Below are 23424 nucleotides of genomic sequence, written 5' to 3'. Positions count from 1 at the left end.
CCCATGGCACAAGGACCACTCCGCATTGACGAGATCCTCGCGCGCCTGTTGTGGCTGGCGACCGGAGAACTGTTCCCCTCGGCGGACGAGACCCAGGCTCTGGCCAGTCGTCAGCCTTTCGATGTTCTCAACCACAAGGTCGACGGGCTGATCGCCGAGATCAACCAGTCGATCGACCACGCCTCCGAATACCTGCCGGAGAAGATGGCGCCGGCGTACCGGGAACAGATGGGGGTGTTCACCGGGCGGGGCAACAAGAACTACCTGAACGACTTCAAGGAGTCCTTGAAGAACGTGGCCGACGGCCAGACCTCGATGGCCCAGACCATCTACGAGACCAAGTGGCAGATTCTCGCCGAACTGATCCGCCTGCTGGTCGAGTTCATCGTTCTCATGATCCTCAGCTACTTCGGTGTCGGTGGCGTCTCGGCCGCATGGGCCACCGCGCTGGCGCGCAGTCGCGTGGCCCTGCTGGCCGCCCTACTGGAGCTGCTGCGCCGCTCCAGGCTCATGCCGGGCATCACGGAGGCCTTCGAGGAGGCCTTCATGAACTTCATCGTGCGCCTGGGCCTCATGACCGCCGCGCCGGAAGGGTTCCGGCCCGGTGGCTTCGACTGGGAATCCATCGCCATCGACGCCGTCTTCGGCGCCTTCATGGGGATCGGCATGGCCAACCTCCCCATGGTGGCCAACTGGATCAAGAACCTCCTGCACAAGGCCGACGGCAAGTTCGACGTCCCGCTTCCGCACAACACCGCCCCGAACCCGACGATCAGGCCGCCGGCGATCGACGAACCGACGCCGACGCCCGTCCCCGAGCCACGGCCGAACACCACCTCGACGGTGCACCCCGACGAGCACCCCACCGAGCAGGCGACCGTCGGCGGCCACGGCGACGAGCACGCCGACGGTGAACACGGTGGCTTCGTCCACGTCTCGGAGCACGCGCTCATGGAGGGTTCCCTGGAGACCTTCCTGGAGCCGGTGATCTCCGGCATCTTCCAGCAACCGATCAATCCCCTCAGCGCGGAGACCTTCGTCGGCAGCACCAGCAGCGGTGTGGCCAGCCACCACATGGAGAAGGGCCAGGAGTCCCTCGCCGAGCTGGTCAAGGGACTGCGGAAATCCCCCATCGAGGTCGGCTACGGCAACCTGAACCTGAACCCGGACCCGCTCCCAGCGTCCACGACCACACAGACGGCGGCGCAGGAGAACCTCCAGGCTCTGTCCCAACTGCCCTTCCAGGAAAGCCCCGGGGCCGGGACGACCGTAGTGACCACGCACACCGGATCGACGTCGGCGCACACCGGAAGCACAGGCTCAGGAACGACACAGCACGGCGAGGCCGACCCGTCTGTGTCCCGGCAGCAGGACGTCACGGCCGCCACTCAGCCCACCGTCGGCGACGGAACCGCGCAACCTGGCGTCACCACTTCGCACCCGACCACGACGACCACGGGAACCTCGGTCGACGCCAACACCCCGGCCGCGACATCAGGCACCGCCTCGGGTACGGCCGGCACACAGCCGGTGGTCACGCAGCACTCGGGTGGCGTGAGCACATCTGCCGCGACGCCTGGTACGGCCTCGGGTACGGCCGGCACGGAGCCGGTGGTGACACAGCAGTCGGGTGGCGTCAGTACGCCTGCCGCGTCGCCCGGCGTCACCTCGGGTACGGCCGGGACGCAGCCCGTGGCCACGCAGCAGACAGCGGCACCGCACACCACGGGCGGGGCGGCGAACACCACGTCGTCCCAGGCGCAGCCGTCCGCGCAGCAGGCCCAGACCCCTGCGCAGCCGACCGCGCAACAGGCCCAGAACCCCGCACAGTCCACGGCCCCCACGGGGAGCGCGAAGAACTGGCACGGTGTCAGCTCTCCCACCTTGGACACACACACCTACCAGGTGCACCCGACCACCGGTGCGATCCGACTCGCGCAGGGCACTCCGGTCCCCTCGCAGGGCTGGGTCGCGCAGGGCAACGACCTGGTGCAGCCGTCCGCCGGACTGGCGCTGAATCCCGTCACCGGAGAACTCCGCACGGCTTCCGCGCCGTTGGCCGCCGCGGCGAAGATCGCGGCGCAGGTGGAGCCGCCGCTGACGGTGCGGGCTCTGCCGGACGGTCTCGTCGTCTCAGGCGCCAAGCACAGCCTTCGGGTGCCGTTCGCGGGACCGACCACTCCGGTGGCCCCGGCGAGCCCCACCCAGGGTGCGGTACCGACCGAGAGCGGAACTCCGGGCACCGCGTCGACCTCGCTGACGACGTCCGCCCCGCTCACCACCTCAAGTGCGGTTCCCGGCAAGGCTGATCAGAACCAGAACCAGAACCAATCCACGCCCATATCCACGACGGGTGTCACGCCCGCCGAGACCGTCGCGGTCCTGTCCGTGTCGGCGCGGACCGCCCCGTACGCCATCCTGTCGGGCAAGCCGGTCGATGACGGCTCCTCGGTCGACGACTCGGCCAGCGAGGCCGGCAGCGAGACGGAGAGCGAGTACTCCGCGCTGTGGGAGACCGGCTCCGAGGGGACGGCTGCGACCGAGGAGGAGGCCGTGGCCGCGTCTCAGGAGGCCCTCGGCAAGGGCCCCCTCGACGTCGAGGGAGGCGACGAGCGGGAGCGGGCCCGCGAGTTGCAGGAGGAGTTCGCCGCGCGCTGGCGCGAACGGCAGGATCTGCTGCGCGAGTTGGGCCGTGGTGTCCACCCCGCGCCGAACCCGGGTGAGGAGGCCGCACCGCGTCTCGACCGGGCCCGTGCCATAGGGATCCACCTACGTCTCGACGACATCGACGCCGAACTCGGCCGTATCGAGGAGGCATTGGAGCGCCTCGACAGCGCGCCCGCCCGGGACGACATGGATCTGCCGGTCTCCCGCGCACCGATTACCCCCCTGGTCATGCCCTTGGCGGCACCCCCGGTGGAGGTCGGCGTCATCAGCGCCTGCGCGCTGCAGACCGGCGCCGAGCCCGCCCACCACACCGAGCCCGCACCTCCGGACGTACGGCCGCACCCGGAACCGGAGAACTGGCACCTCGACCTGGCCGCGCTCCTCGGACAGGGCAGGAACGGACGGCGTAACGCGTTCGGGTCCCTGAACGCGGCACAACGGCAGTGGCGTACCACCGAGCAGGGCCGCGAGCTGCTGCGGAGCCTCGCCGCCTCCCCCGAGGTGAGCGGACCCGAATTCGCCGAGCTTGCCGGCCTGTTGATCGTCGAGCGGGCCGCCGTCTCCGACGAGCCGCTGTTGGGGGCGTACCGCGCACGCCGACTGCTGGCCGGTCTGCTGCACGACCCGCAGACGGCACTGCGTCTGCTGGACAGCGGGATGACGGTCCGGATCCTCGGCCGTCAGGAGCGCATCACGGACATGCCGGCCTTCCGTCACCTGGCCGGGGTCGAGACGTTGCCGGGCACCGGCAAGCTCTGGGACGCCATGCGCGGCGCGGCCTCACTGGAGACACTCACTGTCGCCGTGGCGGAGGAGAACCTCTTCGGCATGGCGGCTGCCGAGGTCGAGGGCGCGGAACAGCAGGCCGCGAAGTACTCCGAGGCGCTGCACGAGATGGCCCACGCGGTACAGCTGACGGGACTGGCTCAGGCGGACCAGGACCTTATCCACCAAGAATGGACGGCAAAGCAGGAACAGGGCTCCGCCGGTGAGTGGCCGGACGCCTATTCCAGGCTGAAGCCGGAGGAGTTCTGGGCGCAGCTCTCGCTGGCGTACTTCAACGCCAACGCCGGCCGGGACCCCTTCAGCGGGAAGCGGCGGCGCAACGGTCCTGCGGCCGCGCTCACCCTCTCCTCGCCCGCGATGCAGGACTTGCTGCGCCGCGTCTACGGACCGCCGAACCTCGCGCCGCTCATCGGTCCCGACACGCCCAACCCGGTGCAGGACTACCGGCGTTCGGAACTCGCCCTGCGGGCGATGCGGGAGTTCACCGCAGGGGTGGACGAGAGGGGCGCCGATGTTCCGGTGCCCGCACGGCCCCCGGTCTCGTCGGTGCCGACGATCGTCGTCTCCGAGCACACCGTCTCCGGCGAGCCCGGGACCGCGACGTATCCCCGCCGGATCCAGATCGTCGGCAAGGATTCCGCGACGCCGCCGCGTCCGAAGCGTTCACTGCTGCGACCGGTCGTGGCCCCGGCCCCGGATCCCGTGCCGTTGTCGAGGGACAGTGACACCGAGTCGACGTACTCCCAGGACGAGGACGGCCCGGCGAGCCGGCACCGCTACGGTCACCCGTGGCTGGTGCCCGGTGCCCTGGGCGACATGGTGGTGGCCGCGACGAGCCCGCTCCCCGCCGAGAAGGCCCGCCTCCATGCGAGCCGGGCGGCCGACACTCTGCGGCTGCCGGCCGCCGTGGACGGCGCTCCGGCCCGGGCGGCCATGCACCAGGACATCCGGGTCGAACTCGCCCGGATGCTGAGCCAGGAGACCACGGACGGGCTCTCCGAGGTGGAGGCCGCGACGGGCGACACGGCGTACGCACGCGCCTGGGAGGACCTGCTGCTGCACGGGCACACCTTCGCGTCGCAGGGCAGACTGGTGTGGATCAAGCCGGTTCTCACCAACGTGCGCCGCGACTTCCCCGGTGTGAACAGCGAGGCGGAGCTGCACCGCGTCGGCTTCCCTAACACCGTCGGCGAGGGCGTGGGTTCGAAGGAGACGTCGGTCGACTCCGACATGACCCTGATGAACGTCGCGCTCTCGAAGGTGAGCCGGATCGGATCCTTCGTCCTCCCCGTACCCAGGGTGAGGGTCGGCGCGGAACACCAGCGCCGGAGCAAGTGGAGCCAGCTCGTCTTCGGCAGCAGCAAGCTGTACGAGGGCGACCGTGAGCCCTTCTCCTGCGAGGTGGCTTTCCGGGTCTTCGTGGACGGTGAGGAGGCTCTCTACGAGCTCCCGGCGGACCGTTCTCCCACGGGCGTACGGCAGTTGAGCAGTCGGCCGCTGGACCGCACGCCGCACGACATCAGGGTGGCGTTCCCGAGCCAGTTCGTGGACCCCGCGAGCATGACGCCGGTGGACCGCGCCGCTCCCGGCCCGGTCGCGCGCCGCCGCGCGGCCGAACTGCCGGTCGTGCTGAACGCGGTGGACATCACGGCGGCCGTGGCACGGCTGCACGCCAACCTGCGGGCCGTCCGGCTGTCGCCGCGGGCCGTCCAGGAGATCCTCGGCGAGGTCAGGGAGCAGCTGACCGAGCGCGCGGTCCGCTACCGCAGCCGGGTGATGCTGGGCGGCGGCGACGTCTCCGGCGCCATCCAGGTGCGCGGCGGGCGTACGGCGGAGGTCGAGTTCTCCGGGAACATCCACTTCCGGTTGAAGCCGGTGCCGGGAGGAACTCGTGCGGTCGACGTCGTCAAGGAGGTCAGGGTCCGGGATGACATCGGTTCCGCGCTGTCCTCCTCGACGGAGACCAAGTTCTCCGACTCGGCCCGCTTCGGCGCTGGGTTCGACCTGGCGGGCGTCAACCACGGCGAGACCGTCGCCGACGAGGACGGCCACGTCAGGTTCGTGACGACGGGGCGTCTGCCTCTGCTCGCCGTCAGCGCCCGGGCCAAGCGGACCAACGCCAAGTCGGTGCTCGCGGAGACCCACACGCACACCGTGGTGAACTCGACCGACCGGCAGGTGCGCGGCACCTCGCAGCTGGAGTTCGAGATCGCGGTCGCCTCCGCCACGCACCCCGGTATCGCCGTGGTCAAGGTCGCGGTCCCGGCCGAGGTCGGCGTCCCCGAGCGCGGCGGGCGCGGCGTGGACTTCCTGGAGTCTTGGGCGCCGCCCGCGGCCCCGATCATCGACGGAGAGCGTCCGTCGTGGGTGGCGGACACCGACGACGACGCCCGTACGCTCGCCGTCGAGACCCGGGCGCGCCAGGAGAACCCCGATGCGCCGGTGCTGCCGCCCCGGTGCGGCCGGGACCCGGAGTTCGCGGTCGCCACGGCGATGCCGGGCAGCGGTGGTGTCATCGACGGGCTGCGGCGCTCGCTGCGCCGACGCGACCAGGAGCTGCGCGCCGGTCTGGTCGAAGGCGTACGGGCGAGGATCGCCGCCACCGACTGGACGGCCGTGGAGAACGAGCTCAACTCGTTCTATTCGCGGGGTGCGTTGGAGGCGGACCTCTCCGAGGCCATGCACGGCATCGTCCGTACGGTGACGGTGGCCGGGAAGCGCTACCGGCTCGGCGCGAAGCTCTTCGTCGGGGAGACCCCCGTCGACACACAGGACTTCGACGCCACCGTCAGCCAACGCCAGCAGGCCACCCATCAGGCGTCCGGTACCGCCTCGACGGAGAACCGCGGCACGATCGGCACCGCCTTCGGACCGCGCACCGACTTCGACGACAGCCAGGGCCGGCTGCGGTTCTCCGCCCGTCTGCCCGAGTACACCCGCACCGGCAAGGCCGACGAGACCTTCGCACGGGCCGGGATCTCCTACCGTCGTACCGAGGCCGCGGGGCGGAACTCGGAGGAGTCCTACGACGCGGCCTGGCGACTCACGATCACTCCCGTCGCGGCGGACCCCACCGGCGCCGAGACCCTCTGGGTCCACGGCAACGGCGCCGTGTCCGTCCAACTGCTCACGGGCCTGGACACGCGCCCCAAGACCGGGGAGCCGGAGGTCGTGACGCGGGCGCGGGCTCTGCGGCTGCGTCGCGAGCTGAACCTGCGGCCCGGCTCGACCGGCGGTCTCTACCCCAAGTTCGCGCTCATGCCGCTGCTCGTCCACGACGTGGCGGCGGCCTTCGGCCGGCTGAACCACATGCCGGTGAACTGGCATGAGAACGAGGCTAATTGGCCCGAAGAGCTGACGGCCGCGCTCTCCCCGCGCGCTCTGGGCTCGCACTTCGGACAGCTCACCGGCACCTGGGGCAGGCTGGTCCAGCTCGCCCCCGTCGGCGAGTTCAAGCAGGCCATGCGGATCCGCGCGCGCGTCGTCGAGCGCGTCGAGGACCGTCTGGAGACCCGCAACCCCCGCGAGATCGAGCAGTACCAGTCCGGACGCACCTCGTACAACCACGTCACCGGGACGGTCGACGAGCTGGAGGGCTCGCTGACGGTCACCGGCCAGGCCCGCTCCGGGCAGGACCCCCAGGTCGACATGAAGCGCGCCGACGGCCCGCCCGACGGCGAGTCCGTCGCGAACCCCGCCACGACCACCGATTCCACCGCCGTCGGCGAGGGCGCCGACGAGGTGTGGCGTGCCGCGTTCGCCGTCCGCGGCGGCGTCGAAGTCGCCCAGGGGCAGACCGAGTCCAGGACGTCCGGCGACATCCACACCAGCCGGCTCATCCACCTCTCCGAGGCCACCGGGGCCGACGGTACCAGGACCCCCGTGCACCCCACGGTCATGCGCGGCGACGTGGTCCTCGACGTCGAGCTGATCCGCTGGACCGGCACCACCGACCCCGTCGTCGAACCCGTCACGCTCGCCTACGACAACGCCGTCGGCCTGCTCGTCCCCGACCGGGCCCTGGAGGACCTCGACGCCTCCCTGGCCCAGGAGGTCGACCACGCCGCGGCCATGGCGGCCCACGAGAACGGCGACGGCCCGCACCCCGGCACCCCGCCCGTGCCCGCGGTACCGGCCGGGTCGCGGGTACTCACCCGCGCCTACGCCGGGAGCGTCCCGCTCACGGCCCTGCACCCCGAGGCCATGGACACCGACGCCGTGTTCACCGCCCTCGTGGACCGCGCCGTACAGCTCGGCATGCTGCGTCGCGCCACCGACGGCGAGGTCGTCCCCGACGCCATGTACCAGGCGTTCCTCGCGACTTGGGGCTCGGACGCGCTGCGCGACCAGTTCCACACCGTCGTCGGCACCGGCGTCAGCGGCCTCTTTCCCGCCCCGAGCCGCTTCGGGCGCGGCCGCCGTATCCGCGTCAAGGTGCGAGCGACCAGGCTCGGCGTCCCGGTCGGGCACCGGGTGCGGCGCGACGTCAAGCTGAAGCTGCGCAGCCAGTCCGTCGACATCTTCCGGAAGGCCAAAGAGAGCCTGCGCGGTCTGTCCGGCGCGGTGAGCGCACGCGGCTACTTCGGCCTGCACCACACCCTGTACGGCGGGGGCGGCGCACAGGCTTCCGCCGAGGCACTCGACGGCTCCTCCACAGGCGTGGAGACGAAGTCGACGGACGACCACGGCGTCGAGTTCAAGGGCACGATCGAGGAGTTCGACCACCCGATCGACTACCGGATCACCTTCGCCGTGGCCGGTTTCCTGCCGGCGTTCCTCACCGCCCCGGTCGACGCGCTGCGTTCTGCGGCGGCCACCGCCGGCGGCTGGATACCCGTGCGGTGGAAGCGCACCGCCGCCCACCTCACGTACCAGGCCGCGACCTACGTCGCCGCGCTGACCTCCGCCGCCGCCCCAACCCCGACGACGCCCCCGGTGGCCGAGCCCGACCCGCTGCTCCGGCCCATCGAGGTCCGGGGCGGCCGGGTCCGGCTGCTCGTGCCCTCGCTTTTCACCGTCCCCGCCGGCGACCCGACGGCCGTGACCACCTGGGCCACCTCGGACCCGAGAACCCTGCGCGGCACGTGGACCCCGGCGACCGCGCCGCAGGAGCCCAGCGCGGAGCTGCGTGCCACCGTCGCCGAGCTGCATCCCTGGGACGTGCGGGCGGCCGCCGCGCTGAACGAGTGGGCGAAGGTCGCCGCGCTCCAGACCGCCGCGGAGCCGGACCTCACCGACGAGGCCACTCTGCGCCGCGCCGACCTGACGCCCGCCTCCGTCGAGGAGGCCGTCTACGACCACTACACGAGCCTCGGCCAGGTCCGCCCCGGCATCGAGCGGCTGCTGCTCGGCACCTACCAGGTCCCGGTGGGGGACAGGACCGTCACCGCGCGTCTGCGACTGACCAGCGCCCACCGGCATCTCCCCGACGCCGCCCCGCTCAAGACCCGTCGCTACAAGCCCACCCTGACCGCGCCGAAGAACGACACGGTCCGCGAGCGCGGCGCCGACTGGGGCCTCAGCTGGGAGATGGGCGGCAGGCACGAGACCGGCCGCACCCTGTTCGACAACCCCTGGAAGCGGGGGCGCCTGTGGAAGTCCAGGCACGCCCACGAGGTCGGCACCAACGACAAGCCGTACCGCGTCAAGAACCAGGACTACGTCACCCACCGCTTCGACGGCGTCCTGGAACTGACCCCCGACGGCGACCCCCGTCGCACCTTGTGGGTCGAGGTCCCGGACGCGCTGCTCGGCTCCCTGCCCGACAGCGGTGTCGAACGGCATTTCACCGACTTCGCTCTGTACCCCGATTTCACGGCGCCCTCTGCCGAACAGGCCTCGGAGAAGGAGGAGAAGGAGCCGTTCGACGCCGACCGGGAGTGGGACGAGACCCACCCGGTGCCCGGCGCCTTCGGTACCCCCGGCACCGACGCGGAGGTGCTGCCCACCACCGCACCGCACCTCGCGGAGGAACGTTCACCCCAGGCCCTCCCGACCCCTGCCTGGCAATGGCTCGACGGACTCCTGACCGGTTCGCCCTTCGGGACGAACAGCGCCGACGCTCGCGGCGGTGTGCTGCCGGCCCCTGTCTCCGTGCCGTTGATGGCACCCCCGGTGGCCGCCGGCGACTCCGAGTCCGCCACCCCGCGGACGAGTCCCGAGCGGCGGCGTGAGGGGGAGCAGTCGGCGCAGATGTACGACGGCCTGATCGGCGGGCTGATGGACGAGCGCCTTGAGCTGCTGACCGAACTCGCGGAACTGGACCGCACGGAAGAGGAACTGAGGGACGCCGGCCTGGCGTTGGAGTCCCTCACCGCGGCCGAGCGCAGTCGGCTCGCCGCCGCGACGGAGACGGCGAGCGGTTCCCGCGGCCCGCTGCCCGTGCCTCTCACCTTGGAGAGCGTGGCCTCCCGACGGGCCGACGCCCGCTCCCGGCTCGCCGTGGTCACGCGGGACCTCGCGGACATCGGCATCCCCGCGGCCGTCCTCAATCCGAACCCTAACGCCGCGGCGAAGTTGCCCGGCGGGGCGAAGAAAAAGAAGAAGGCCGCCAACACCCCGGTCGATCCCTCGGGTACCCCCGCCAACCTCTCCGACATTCCCGCCGGTCCCTCGGACACCACCGTCGGCCAGAGCCCGGCCGCTGCCGCCTCGGTGCCGACCGATCAAGACTTGATGGACCAGGCATGGCAGGACCTGCCCGGCTGGATCCTGAACGAGGCATCGGTCCAGGATTTCAAGCCGCTCAACGATGCTGCGGTCAGGGTGATCCTCCGGCGGCTCGACAACGCTCAGCTCCACCTGGTCGGCGAATCCCGGGAACACGTGGTGCGTGTCCTGGTGAACAACCCAGCCCAGCACGAGGAGTGGAAGGCGAACCAGGATGTCCTACGGCGCCTCGTCGAGCACCCCGAGGCTCTCGCCTCCCTGGCGAACCAGCTCTACGTCGGAGGGCTGCTGACCTCCCACCCGAAGATCATCGACCTGCTCGCCGAAGACGAGCCGTTGCGCGAGTACTTGGCCATGTACACGCGAGGAGATCAGGTCTCCACCCCGAAGTCCGCCTACACTCTGCTGTCCCGGCTCAACGAGGACGTCCCGCAGAAGGACGGCTACGCCGAGGGCCTGCGGATGCTGCTCGATCTGCCGGACTTCAACAGCGCCAGTCATTTCCCCGTGGTCAGCATCAGCCTGGTCAACACCCTCGCTCACCTGGATGCCCTCCCCGTGCTGGGGGACAGTTGGATCGAGCGTCGAGACGTCCTCCAACATGAGGTGCTGCTGCGCGCGGCCGTCGCCAGCCCGGCCTTCGGGCGACTTTTGAGGGACAGGGCGGAACTCGGACTCCATCTCACGCTCGACCGGACCATAGCCCTGGCCCTGATCGAGAAACGGGGGGCGGACCCGAATCCTCAGGATCTCGGAGCGGTGCTGGGCGACCGCGAGCGCATCACGGAACTCCAGGCGCACCCGCGATCCGTCCGTCTGCTGCTCACCACTCCGCCCCTCCTCCGTCGCTTCGCACAGGGCGACGCCGCCAAACGTGGCGAACTGCTGCGGCTCCTCGACTCCGACCCCCTGCTCACCGAGGTTCTGACCGGTGCCTTCCCGAAACTTGCCAACAATCTCGCCGTGAGCGAGAAGACGTTCGCCGCCGCCTACGGCAGGGGTGGCCTCGGGGCCGCTCTCTCTGAGGACCCCACCCTCCTGAACGACCTCATGAAGCAGGGCCTTTCGGCCCTGGACGCCGTTCTCAGGAGTACGGAGGAACTGCCTGGGCGCAAGCGCAGGACACTCGGCGAGCTGTCGCCGGAGCGGGCCGCGGCGCTCGAAGTGGCCCGGCACCTGCTCGTCCACCCGCATGAGAAGACCAGGCTTGTCAAGGACCACCCCGAATTTCTCGACGCGCTCGGCCCGGGCATGCCCTTGCGTGCCCCGGGCGTGCTGCGGGCCGTCCTCGCCAACCCCGAACTGTCCCGTACGATCCTCACCCATACCGATGCGTTGGACTTCCTGGCCCGTGACCCGGAGCTCGCCGAACTGGCGCGTGTCACACCGGCCGTGGCCGACCAGCTCCTCCACCAGCTCGACTCCCTCCAGCGCAGCCTGTCCATCCCCGGTGTGCGGGACAGCATCCGCCGTGACGAGCGCTTGCTGAACGCGCTCGTGTTTCAGTCAGTGCTGGACCTCGTGGAGAGTCACCCCCCGCTGATCCCCCTACTCCACACTGACGACAACGCGCTGCTCGACTTCTTGGTGCGCACCAATTGGATTGGTAACGCGGTGGCGCAGGACCCCGGCCGCCTCGCCCGGCTGGCCCAGCACCCCGGCTTGGTGCGCGGCCTCGCCACCGGTGACCAGGTGCACGGCCTGGTGGTTCACTGGGGTCGGTTGATCGAGAACTCGGCGCTGATGACCGCGCTCGAGAACGATGTCCCGTTGCTGGACGCCCTGGTGAAGTTCCAGCTCCTTCACAGCGTCCTCACATCACCCAAGGTCACCCGGCTCATCATTGAGGAGCCGGGCCACTTCGGCGACGTTCTGCACGACCCCGACACTCTGTGGGCCGCGATCGAGGCCGTGGGTGGTGCCACTCTCGACGGCGAGGGCTACGAGATCGATCTTCTCGGCGGAGAGGCGGCCGCCGCCGTCGCCGCCTTCATGAAGTCTCCTGGCCAAGCCGGAGTCCGGTCCCAAGAGGGCGGCCTCGCCTGGCAAAGTGCCTACCTTGCAGCCCGTGGCCTGGAAACGGGCAGTCCCGAGGCGGGCGAGGTCTCCGAACGGCTCCAGGGAATCGCGGAAGGCTTCCTGGGCAGTGACGGTCTGCGGGAGGCTTTCGAGGACGACCAGTCGCTCGTCGGGAAGATGCTCAGTAATCCAGAACTGCTGCCGGCCTTTCTCGAACGCCCCTCCCTGCTGTCCGTGCCCCTGGACTTCAACGGTCGGTATCTGTTCACCTCCGACCCCGAGCTCTGTGCCCTCCTACGTGCCGACGGCGCTTTCCTGCTGACCTTCGTTGCGAACGCGTGGATGCGCGGCTTCATACGGACCTTCCCGTATTTCCGTCGGGACGTGCTCGCGAATCCCGTACTCGGCCGCCTCCTCGTCTCCGACCCCGGCGTCGACGCGATCTACTTCCGTGTGCCGCCGATGCGACACATGCTGCACCGTTCCCACGCCGCGGTACGCTTCGCCCTCGACGACCCGACGATCCTTACGATCGCGATCCGCGGCCACCAGCGCCTCTTCGACGCGCTGGTGGCAGCTCACACCGCCACCCCCGAGGACGCCGTCGCCGCCGACCCGTCCGGGCCGGATCCCTCAGCGGCCTTCGCCGCGATCGTCGCCAACAGCGCGGTCCGCGACGCGGCCAAGGCACGGCCCGCGCTGGTGGCCCGCCTCACGGCGCACCCCGCCGTCGCCCGCGCCCTGACCGCCCACCGTGACTCCGGGGTGGACGGCGAACTGCTCGACCGGCTCCTCGACGACGAGACCCTGCTCGGTGTCCTCTCGGCCCACCCGGATCAGGCCGGGTTCTTCGTCGGGAACCGGGACCGCCTCGGCGCCGCGTTCTCGGCCTCGTCGCTCGTCCGCGCAGCGGCCGAATCGCTTCCCCTGCGGCGGCTGCTGACCCGGGTGCCCGACGTCACCCGGGTACTCGCCACGAGCCCCCGCCTTGCCGCCGCCCTGGCCGCCGACCCGGCGCTGGCACCGCTGTTGGAGCAGAACCCCGAGATCGCGTACGCGCTCGCGAGTGACCGCGGTACCCTCGTCGCCGACCCGAGCCTCACAGCAGCCCTGCGTCATCACCGGCGGCTGCGTCGGCAGCTGTTCTCCGACAGCACGATCGGCCGCGCTGTACGGTCCCGGCCCCACCTCCTCGCGTACCTGGCGGAACCGCGATCCCAGGGCGTCCTGCGCGACAGCGATGAGACCGAGGTCCTGCTCACCGCCCTCAGCCGGCACCCGGCTGCGGTCAGGTTTGACCCCGATGTCCTGCACCAGCTCTTCACCACACCTGTGCCTGTTGCCCAACTTGCCGACCGTGGGCGGCTGTTGTACCAGGCCTTCGGTGCGTCCGCGCTGCTCACCGTCCTGCTGAGTCCCGGGGGCGGGGCCGCCATCGCGGAGGCGCTGCGCCGGAACGGGTCGCTGCTGGACGGCTCCGCCTCCGCGATCGCCACGGCTGCTACCGCTCTGCTGCTTGAACAAGGGGCCCCGGCCGCCGAAACACCGGGGCACACTGAGGATTTCGAGGGGAAAATCCTGGCCCTCCTGCCCTGGCCCCGGCGGCATTCCGAACTCGCCCAGGCGATCGAGGCCGACCCCGAGGCAGCCACTGCGGTTCTCGAGCTCCGTGCCACCCCTGAACTCGCCGTGATCCTGGCCGCCGACGTGGAGACCCGCGGGGAGGTGACCCGCGAGCCCGCCCTGGCCGAGAGCCTGCATCTGGCGGACTACCTGCGTACGGAAGGACCTTTCACGGACGCGGCGTCCGCGCTCACCGCCTTCGTGGAGAGCCGTGCCCTCCGTGTCGACGGTCAGTACTACCGCTGGCTCGACGAGATGGCCCGGACGACCTTCGCCGAGCACCAGGACCGGCTGAGCGAAGAACTCGTCCGGCGCGACGAGGCGGACGCGGCCTGGTTCCGGGCCTTCAAGCCCAATGAGCCGAACACCTGGGACTTCAGCGGCACGCTGCTGCTCAGTGAGGCGTTGAGCAACGGCAGCGGCCTTCCGGACGAGGCGATGGTGGTGCTGGAGAGGCTCGCGAACGGCACCGCGCGTCCCCGCGAGACATGGGAACGCGTGCGCCCGTTCGTCGGCTACCACGCCCACGCGGGCAACGGCGGGGTCACCTTGACGTACCTGCCGAGCGCGGCAGGCATGGTCGTGTACGCCTACGCGTACAGCAGGGCCCGTCCCGACAACCAGTACCGCTGGGTCGGCTTCGGGGCGGTCCCCTTCTCCGGCGCGCTGCCCATCGAGGCGGCCGAGAAGGACGCTCCCTTCGTCAGTGCGCGCGAGCTGTTCGCGCGGCGCGGGACGGCGCTGCCGTTGGCCTCGCCGCCCACCGGTGACACCGTCGCGACGGCGTGCGCGCTCTCCGTCAGCAGTCCCGTACCCGACCGACCGCCGTCCCCCGCGCCCCAGTACACCGCCCTCCCGGAGCCGCAGGACTGGCTGCTGGACAAGGACACACTGCTCGGGATGTCCCCGCAGGAGCGCCTGGACACCTTCGGCTCCCTCACCCCGGCACAGCGGCGCTGGCGTACGACGCCGGAGGGCGAAGCCCTGCTCAGCGCACTCGCGCCGGCCGGCATCGCCGACGGCTCCGTTACGATCGCTGACCGCCCCACCCCGACCGCCCTGTCGGCGGCGGAGTTCGCGAGCGTGGTCGCGGTCCTGATCACCGAGACCTCGCCGCTGTCCGAGACGCCGGCGAGCAGCCGTGAGGCCGCCCGGGTGCTGACGGCGCGGGTGCTCGCGCATCCGGCGGCGGCGCTGCGTGTGGCGACCTCGGGTGTGGATGTACGCATCCTGGCCCCCGCCGAGCCGCTGACGGCGCTGCCCGCCTTCGCGCACCTGCGGGGTGTTCCGCTGAGCGACGGCCGGACCTGGGACACCGTGCGCGGTGCCTCCTCCGGCCCGGCCCGGCTGGTCGCCCTGGCCGAGGAGAACCTCACCGGGGGGCAGCCCGATCCAGGGACGACCGGTCAGGCACCGGCGCACGACGAGAACTACTCCTCGTCGGTGCACGAACTCCTGCACCTGCTGTACGAGTTCGGCTTCACGCCGGAGCGGCGCGCTTTCTTCGTCAGTGCCCATGCCGCCAAGCGCCGCGCCGAGGCGGACGGGACTCCTGTGGAGTGGCCGGACGGCCCGCGGATGAGCACCGACGGCGTGGAGATGGAGAACTACTCCTCGCAGCCCGACGAGTACTTCCCCCAGCTCGGCGCCGCCCAGCTCGGCGTCAACGCGGGCACGGACCGTTTCACCGGCCGGCCGCGCAACAACGGTGCCGACGCGGTCGCCCGGCACGAGACCCCCGCTGTCGCGGACGTCCTCGCCCAGTTCCTCGGTACCGACCCGCTCGTCGGCACGAACCCCCTCACCGCCACCGCGGCCTCCGAGGAAGTCCTCGCCGCCGGGCGCGACTTCGACACCCTCGTCGAGCAGGCACGGGAACTCACGGAACAGGCAGACACACAGGCAGCGTTGACGCCGAGTCGAATCTCGGCGCCTACTGCCGGCCCTTCGACCGAGACCTCCGGGCCCGCCGACGGGGCGGCACTCCTCGACGACACCAAGCTGACGGGGCAGGACGCGCGGGCCATCGCCTGGAGCGCGGTGCTCGACGTGCTCACAGCCGAAGCAGCCCAGGCCGCCGAGCGCGCCGGACTGCCCGCCGCTCCGGCTGCCGAGGCCGTACGTGACATATGGCGGGCTCGTGAGCAGACAGTACGCGAGTACACCGAGGCGACGGTCGACGCCAAGCGAGTCCGGGGGCGAGACGACATCACCGACGAGCTACGGCGGTCGCTCACCGGCACGGCTGAGCGGAAAGCGGAGGAAGCCGCCGCGGCCGTACACGAGGCCGATCGGCGGCTCGCCGGACTCGGCCTGGACCTGGGTCTCGTTGAGGAGTTGCGCGCCGAGGTCGATGCCGACCTGGCCCGGGCGTCGAGGGACGGGGGCGAGCTGCACCACCTGCCGGAGGCGGCGGGCGGGGACACGGGGACGGCCATCGCCTGGCCGGCGACGTGGCAGGCGCCGTTGGGCGCGACCATGCGGGCCAAGGTGTGGGCGTGGGGCCGCGAGCTGGACCGGGTCGCCGGGGAGCGCGGGGCCCCGGGCCGCCCGACGACTGAGCACGAGGGCACCGACTCGCCCGAAGAGGCGTGGACGCGATGGCTCGACGCCAAACGCGCGGTGCACAGCGCCCGGCAGGCGAACCAGAACCTGCGCCGGCCCGCCGCCGCGACCGGGCTGCCGGCTGTCGAGCAGCAGCAGGTCGATGCGCTGGCCGACATCGCGGAGGCGAACAGCACGCTGACGCGTGCCGAGCGGGAACTCGCGGACTGGGGCCTCGACGCGGCCGAACTGCCCGGCATTCGGGCCTCGTTCGAGTCCCGCTGGGTCCGCGGCGAGATCCAGCGCGAGGAGCTGGCGCTGACCGAGCCCGGCGAGGCACCCCCGGCGCCGCTGCCGGACGCCGGGGTGTTCATGGCGGACCTCGCACCGGTGACCGTGCGCGTCACCCCGCGCGGCGTCGTGGCCGGCGAGGCGGCGGAGACCGAACTCACCTATGCGGCACGGCAGTTCACGAACGCGATCGCCAACTGGCGCGGTCAGGGCGCGGAGGTCCTGCCGACGATCCGCGTCTTTGGCGACGGCCGCGGCGGGCGTGACCGTGCGGAGGCGATCGCCAAGCAACTGCGCCGCCGCGTACGGGCCCGGCTGGACCGGCTGTGGGGCGAGGGCGTCGAGGCCGACGCTCTCGTGGTCGTCGACGACCAGGTGCCGACGCCTGCTGTCGCCACGCCGGTCCGTCCGGCGGGCAGCAGCGTCACCCTCGTCCTCGATGAGCGCGCCGCTCTCGATGCCGCCCGCGCCGATCTCCCCGCCCTGCGCGCCCGCGCGATGACGTATCCGATGGTCGCGCCGCAGAACCCGGCGGCGCTGCGGGACGAGCTTCTGCCGCTGTCCGCCGGGCAGTTGGCACGGGCGCTGGCCGAACTGCCCGCGCCACAGCGCAGATGGCTGGCCCAGAACCCCGACTTCACGGGCCGCCTCGCCGTACGGCTGAGCCCCGCCGAGTTCGCCGGCATCGCCGCCGTACTCCTCGTCGACGTTCCCCGGGGCGTCCAGGCCCCGGTCAGCGCGCGCCACGAGGCGGAGCGGATCACCGCCGCGATGCTGCACAACATGGCGATGACACTCGAACTGCTGGCCAGCGGTACCCGGTTGGTCGTCGTTCCGGCGGAGATGGACGATTCGAGCGGGATGCGCCCGATGAGGCGGGCGTCCAAGGACAGGCCCATGCGTGCGGCCGCCCACCTTCCCCATCCGACCGCGGCGGTGTTCGGTGAGGACAACCTGCGGGGGACACCGGGCCCCGGCAGCAGCCAAGCCTTGTACGCGGACGGAGCGTCCGTCCCGGTGCACGAGATCACGCACGTGGTCCACCAGAAGATGCGCGAACAGCACCGGAACGCCATCAACCTCGCGTACCTCAAGAACCTTGTCGCGGACCGCGTCGAGGAGAAGTTCAAGGGAACCCCGCTCACGTCCCGTTGGCCCAATGGCCCCCGCTACGGGCAGCGCCACGGGGTGCGCACCAAGGAGAACTACTCCGCCGCCAACGTGCAGGAGTTCCTTGGCGAGCTTGTCCGCGCCTGGGAGGGCGTCAACGTCGGTTTCGACGGGATCACCGGGCTTTCGCGCAACAACGGCAACGTCTGGGTGCGTGCCCAGTACCCCGACCTCGTGCCGATCCTGGAGGAGTACTTCGGTCCCGGTCACCCGGACGCGTCGGCGCTCGCCGCCAACCCGGTGCGGGCGGCCGAGGCCGAGGAGCAGGTCTTCGTCGGTCTCCGTGCGCTCTTCGTCACGGCCGAGACCGAGCATCGGTCCGCCGAGGGCCGGGGGATGGACCCCGACGTCGAGCAACTGTGGCGCTCGCGGCTGACCGGACTCGCCACCGCCGTACCGCCGGTCGCGCGGCTCCAGAAGGAGGGCTTCCCCCGCACGCTGTGGAACGCGTGGACGCTCGCGGAGGCCTCGCACTCCGAGGTGCTCGACGCGCGGGCGAAGCTGGGCGACTTCGACCGCCGGACGGTCCTCCACGACGACCCGGTGTCGCGCGCCCTGCTCGTGGACCGGCTGCGCGACGCCGAACTCGCGCTCGCCGAGGCGGCGGTCCCCCTCTCCGCGTGGGGCGTCGACGTGGAGACGGCGGCGGCCGGGTTCGCCCGGACCCGCGAGGAGGTGACGGCGACCCGCCGCGCCGCCCGTCGCGCCCGTACGGCGACCGCTCCCACCACCGGTGCCGTGGAGACGGCGCGGCGGGGCTCCGTGGACACCCCGCCCGTCGACGTCCTCGTGGGTTCCCCGGAGCAGGAGAGCGCCGTCACGCGGGCACTGGAGGCGCTGGCTCCCGCCCCCGGGACGGCTCCCAGCCGCCCGGTGACCATGCCGCCCCGGGCCGACGGGCTGCTGAACACCTTGGTGGGCCAGCCCGCTGCCGAGCGCGAGTCGCAGATCGCCACACTCGCGGCCCAACACCGGCGTTGGCTCGCCCAGGACGCGCCGTTCGTCGAGCGGCTCGCCGGGAAGCTCCCCGCCGAGGACTTCGCCCGTACGGCGGCCCGCCTGCTGGTGGACACCGAGGGCGACTGGAGTACGGCGGCTGCGCCGGTCCGGGGCCGCGAGGTACTGGAGAGCGCGGTGACGACCGCCGCGACCGAACTGACCGATCCCGCGCTGACGACCCGTCTGCTCCTCAGCGGCGCACGGCTCACCGTGGTCCCCGACGCCGGGCGGCACGGCTGGACGGTCGAGGCCGACGCGGTCGTCGAGGTCGTACGCGCCCGGCAGGACGGCGCCGAGGGGATGCCGGAGGTGAGCGGGCCGACCGCCGTGTCCATCGCGCTCGCCGCGCTCACCCGGCAGCACACCGGGGCCGCGGGCTCCCGTGCCCTTCCGCGGACCATGGACGGCGCCGGGCCCGACGGACGGCTGCGCAGGCCTGGTGCGACGGAGAAGCACGAGGCGTGGCTGTCGGCGCTGGCGGCACTCGGCGCCTCCGACCGTATGTCCGAGGGTGCCGATGAGGAACAGGTAGTCGCCTCCGACCAGGCGTGGAACGCGCTGCTGAAGGCCGAATCGGACGTGGCCCGGGCGCGTTCCGCCATCACCGCCGGGACGGGCGAGGACGGCGCCGGCGTATCGCGCGGTGCGGGCACCATGGTCGGACCGGCCCGCGACCTGGAGGCGGCGCACCGGAACCGTCAGCTGGCACAGGACTCCCTGCGGCGCCTCGGTCATGACCCGGCGCTCGTGGCCGAACTCGGCGCGGCGTTCGAGAAGAACTGGGCGCAGCGCAACGGCGGTGTCCCGGCCGGTATGCCCCAGGCGGCCGGATCCGAGTCCGAGAACATCGGCATGTCCGGTACGCCCGCTGACCCTGGGTCCCAGGACGCGCGGCGGCGTCGCGGTCCGGCCGGCACCTACACGGCGGCCATGCTGCCCCTGCCGCTGCGTTTCTCCGCCGGCTCCGCGAAGCTGAGGCCTGCCGCGCATGACGCGATCCAGCCCTTCGCGGAGCGGTTGGCCTCGGCCGTCGCCAACTGGCGTGCCCAGGGCGCGAGCACTCTGCCGTCGATCACCGTCGAGGCCTGGGGCGATGCGAGAACGGCCGGGCGGCGCGCGGCGGCTGTCGCCGGGTACCTGCGGGCGACGCTGGCCGAGTCGTTCGGGCGCAAGCGCATCGACGACGTGGAGACCGACGCGCTGGTCGTGGAACGAGTCCCCTCGTCGCCCCCGCCGTGGGGACTGATGCCCGGGGAGCAGCAGGACACCGGCGGTCTCCTCGTGGTCTCCCTGGACGAGAGCGCCTCGGTCCAGGAGGCGCTCACCGACCCGGAGGGCGTCCACGAGCGTTCACATACCTATCCGGCACGCATGCCCGCGGATGTACGACACCTGCGCGAGACTCTGCCGTCCGCCGATGGGGCCGTACGCCTCCAGACCCTGCACATGCTGCCTCCCGAGCACCGTCGTTGGCTCGCCACCGACCCCGACTTCGTCGGCGCGCTCGCCGCGGAACTGTCCGAGGCCGACTTCGCCGCGACAGCCGCCGTGCTGCTCGTCGACGTTCCGAGGGGGGCCGAGGCGCCGCTGAGCGCCCGCTACGAGATGGAGCGTCTCACCGCGCTCGTCCTGCGCCGGACCCCGATGGCGATGGAGGCACTTCTCTCGGGCACCCGGATCGTCGTCGTCCCGCGTTTCCGCGAGACGCGCAGCCTGCGGCACGCGGCAGGCAAGCACGTTGCCGAGGCCGCCCTGCGTGACGCCTTCGCAGGCGACCATCCCGCAGTCCTGTGGACAGGCGAGGAGGGACTGCTCGGCGAGCAGTCCGGACCTCCAGGGTTCCTCGTGCACGGGGACAACCGCTCCACGGCCGTGCACGAACTCTTCCATCTCGCCCACCGGTTCATGACCGTCGAGCAGAACGCGCAGATTTACGCCGCCTTCGCACAGGCGTTGGCGGCGGACAGTTCCTATATGGCCAGGCGGAACGCCCGGAACCTGAGTGAGGGGTTCCTTCCTTCGGTCGCCGACATGGAGTCGCGCTGGCCCGGCGGTCCCCGCTACGCGGATGCCCCGAGGCCGGACGGTCTGTCCGACGAGAACTACTCGTCCTCCAAGTTCCCGGAGTTCTTCGCCGAGGCGGGGTCCGCCCATTTCGGCACCCATGCCGGCATCGACTACCTCACTTCCCTTCCGGTCAACAACGGCCCCGCATGGATGTGGGCGTACTTCCCCATGCTCATGCCGCTGATGGAGTCGCAGTTCGGCCCTGGTCACCAGCCCGGTGAGATCGGCGCGAACCCACGGAACAAGCAGGCGCAGTACTCCTACCTCACCGACTTCACCAACCTGGTGGAGCGTCGGCGCCACACTGAGGAGGCTCTGGTCGAAGCGGCCCGCAAGCCGGCCGTGATCGACGCCCCCCGCCTCGACGTGATCGGCGAGGAGGACGAGGACGAGGTCGTCGCCCTGCCGTCGCGTGGCCCGGGCCGCTTCGGGGCCATCGGTCGGCCCTCGCCGTGGACGAGCGGCTCGCGCACGGGCGTGCCGTTGGCGGCCCCGCCCGCCGACGGACCCGTGGGGGACCAGTTCCACGCGTCGGCCCCGCTCGTCCCCACCGTGACGGACCCGCACCAGCCGACGGCCGTCTCACGGCTGCTGGCCGCCGTGGCGGACTTCTCGGCGGTGCCGCTGACCGAGACCCAGCGCGCACACCTCACCGTGCTGGCCGGCGTCAACACGGCCTACGTGGACGATCTCGCACAACGCCCGCAGCTGATGCTCCGCCTGCTCGGGGACCTCTCCCTGGTACGGGACCTGTCGGTGCACGTGGACGCCGCCCGCCTGCTGGTCTCCCACCCGTCTCTCGGCGACGCCCTGTTGGAGCACCCGGTGTTCCGCGCGACAGTGCTGCACGGCCCGGACGGCGACGGCACGTTCCCCGAGTTCACGCTTACGGTTCTCGCCGGCCGTATCGCCGACGGGCACGACACGGCGAACGCGGCAGTGAGTTCCGGTTTCGCCCGGCTCCTCGACGACCGCGACCCCGGCACCGGACGACGCGTCCTCGACGACTGGGAGCGGTCGCCCGCGCTGCTCCAACAGGTCCTGGCCAGGCCGCAGTTGCTGGAGCACTTCCGCAACCGGGTGTCCGAGCTGACCTCGCTCCTGGAGCACGGCGCGCTCGCCCGCGCGGCCTCCGTGTCACCGGCGCTCGCCCGCGCCCTGCACGCTTCACCTGGTGCGATCCACCGGCTCGCTCTCGACTACGGTCTCGCCACGACCGCGTACGACCACCCCGGCGCCCTCACCGACGAGGCGGACCTGGCCCGCCTGCTCGCCTCGCCGGAACTCCTCGCGGTCCTGGCGCAGGACCCGGCGGTCACCGCGACGATCCTGCGCAGCCCCGCCCTGCTCCGCGGAATCCTCGAAGACCCGGCGAGGGCAGGCGAGTTGGTCGCCCTGCTGGCCACCGACCCCCTGCTCACCGAGGTCCTGCCGCACAGTCCCCGTCTCCTCGAAACCCTGGCCGCCGACCCGGAGCTGCTCGCCGTCGCCTTCGCGAACACGGGCGTCGCCCCGACCCTCTCGGAGGACCCGGCCGCGTTCGACGAGCACCTCGATGACCGGACGCGCCTCGACGAGGTACTCCGTGGGCAGACCGCCCCGGTGGCGCGCCCTCTGCGGACCGCGGGGGCGACCGCGGAGCCGTTCGCCAGGCTGCTCGGTCACCCCGTCGCCGGTCCCGCCGTGGCCGGTGAGCAGGGGCTGTGGAACCAGACCGACCGGATGCGTCTCCTCGCCGACGCGCTCGCGGCGGGCCCCGACCTGTTCAGCCACCCGCACGAGGCCCGCGTCCTGCTGCGCGACCGGCCGAACCTGCTGGCCCGCTTGCGGCCCGGTTCACCGCTGACGCAACCCGGCGTGCTGAGGTCCCTGATCCCACACCCCGGTATCGAAGAGCAGCTCGGTTCGCCCGCCGGTGACCAGCTGCTCGCCACCGTGACCGAGGCGATCGCGTACGACCCGACGCTCGCGGACTCGCTGCGCCGGCATCCGCAACTCGCGATGGTGCTGGTGACGGAGCCCGGCCGGTTCTCCCGAGCGGTACGGGTGCCGGGGCTGCTGGAGACCCTGGAGCGTGACGGCCGGCTGCTCGCCGCCGTCGGACGCAGTGACGCGGTCCTGGACGCACTGGACTCCGCCGACGTCTCCACCGTCTCCATGGACGAACTCCTGCGCGGCGACGCGGCGTTGCTGCGCCTCCTCGTCACCGACACGCAGGCGGCGACGGCGCTGGTCGGCAGCCCGGACCTGCTGCGAGCCGCCACCACTCGGCCGGCGCTGGTGACCGAACTCGCCGTACGGGAACGCAACGGCCTGGGCCCGGCATACTTGCGGGCGCTGCTCGGCGACGACTCGCTGAGCGCCCGTTTCGAGACGCGGGAGGGCCTGACGGTCCTGCGTGCACTGCTGGACCAGAACCTGCTCGTCGCCGCCCTCGCCCGCCCCGGTTTCGTCGAGGCCTTCCGGACCGACCCCGCCCCCTTCCTGCGGGCCGCCGAGTCCGGCGAGGCCGCCCTGGCGGAGGCGCTTGCCCAGTCCGGCCCGCCCACGATGGACGCCACGGGCCGCCCGGTCGGCCCGGACGACGGC

1 protein-coding gene (cut by a window edge) is annotated in these 23424 nt (G+C 71.7%); it reads left to right on the top strand.

The features are described 5' to 3' along the window. Positions 1 to 3 precede the first annotated feature (3 nt). Positions 4 to 23424: part of a hypothetical protein coding region (locus tag ACFWP5_RS16575; protein ID WP_384156048.1), annotated on the top strand (this coding region is incomplete at its 3' end). 37847 nt of the annotated region lie beyond the right edge of the window; the window shows 23421 of its 61268 annotated nt.

Origin of the sequence: Streptomyces sp. NPDC058469, assembly GCF_042721125.1 — a bacterium.
In the GTDB taxonomy this organism is placed as follows: Bacteria; Actinomycetota; Actinomycetes; order Streptomycetales; family Streptomycetaceae; genus Streptomyces.
This window is presented reverse-complemented; position numbering and strand designations above follow the sequence as displayed.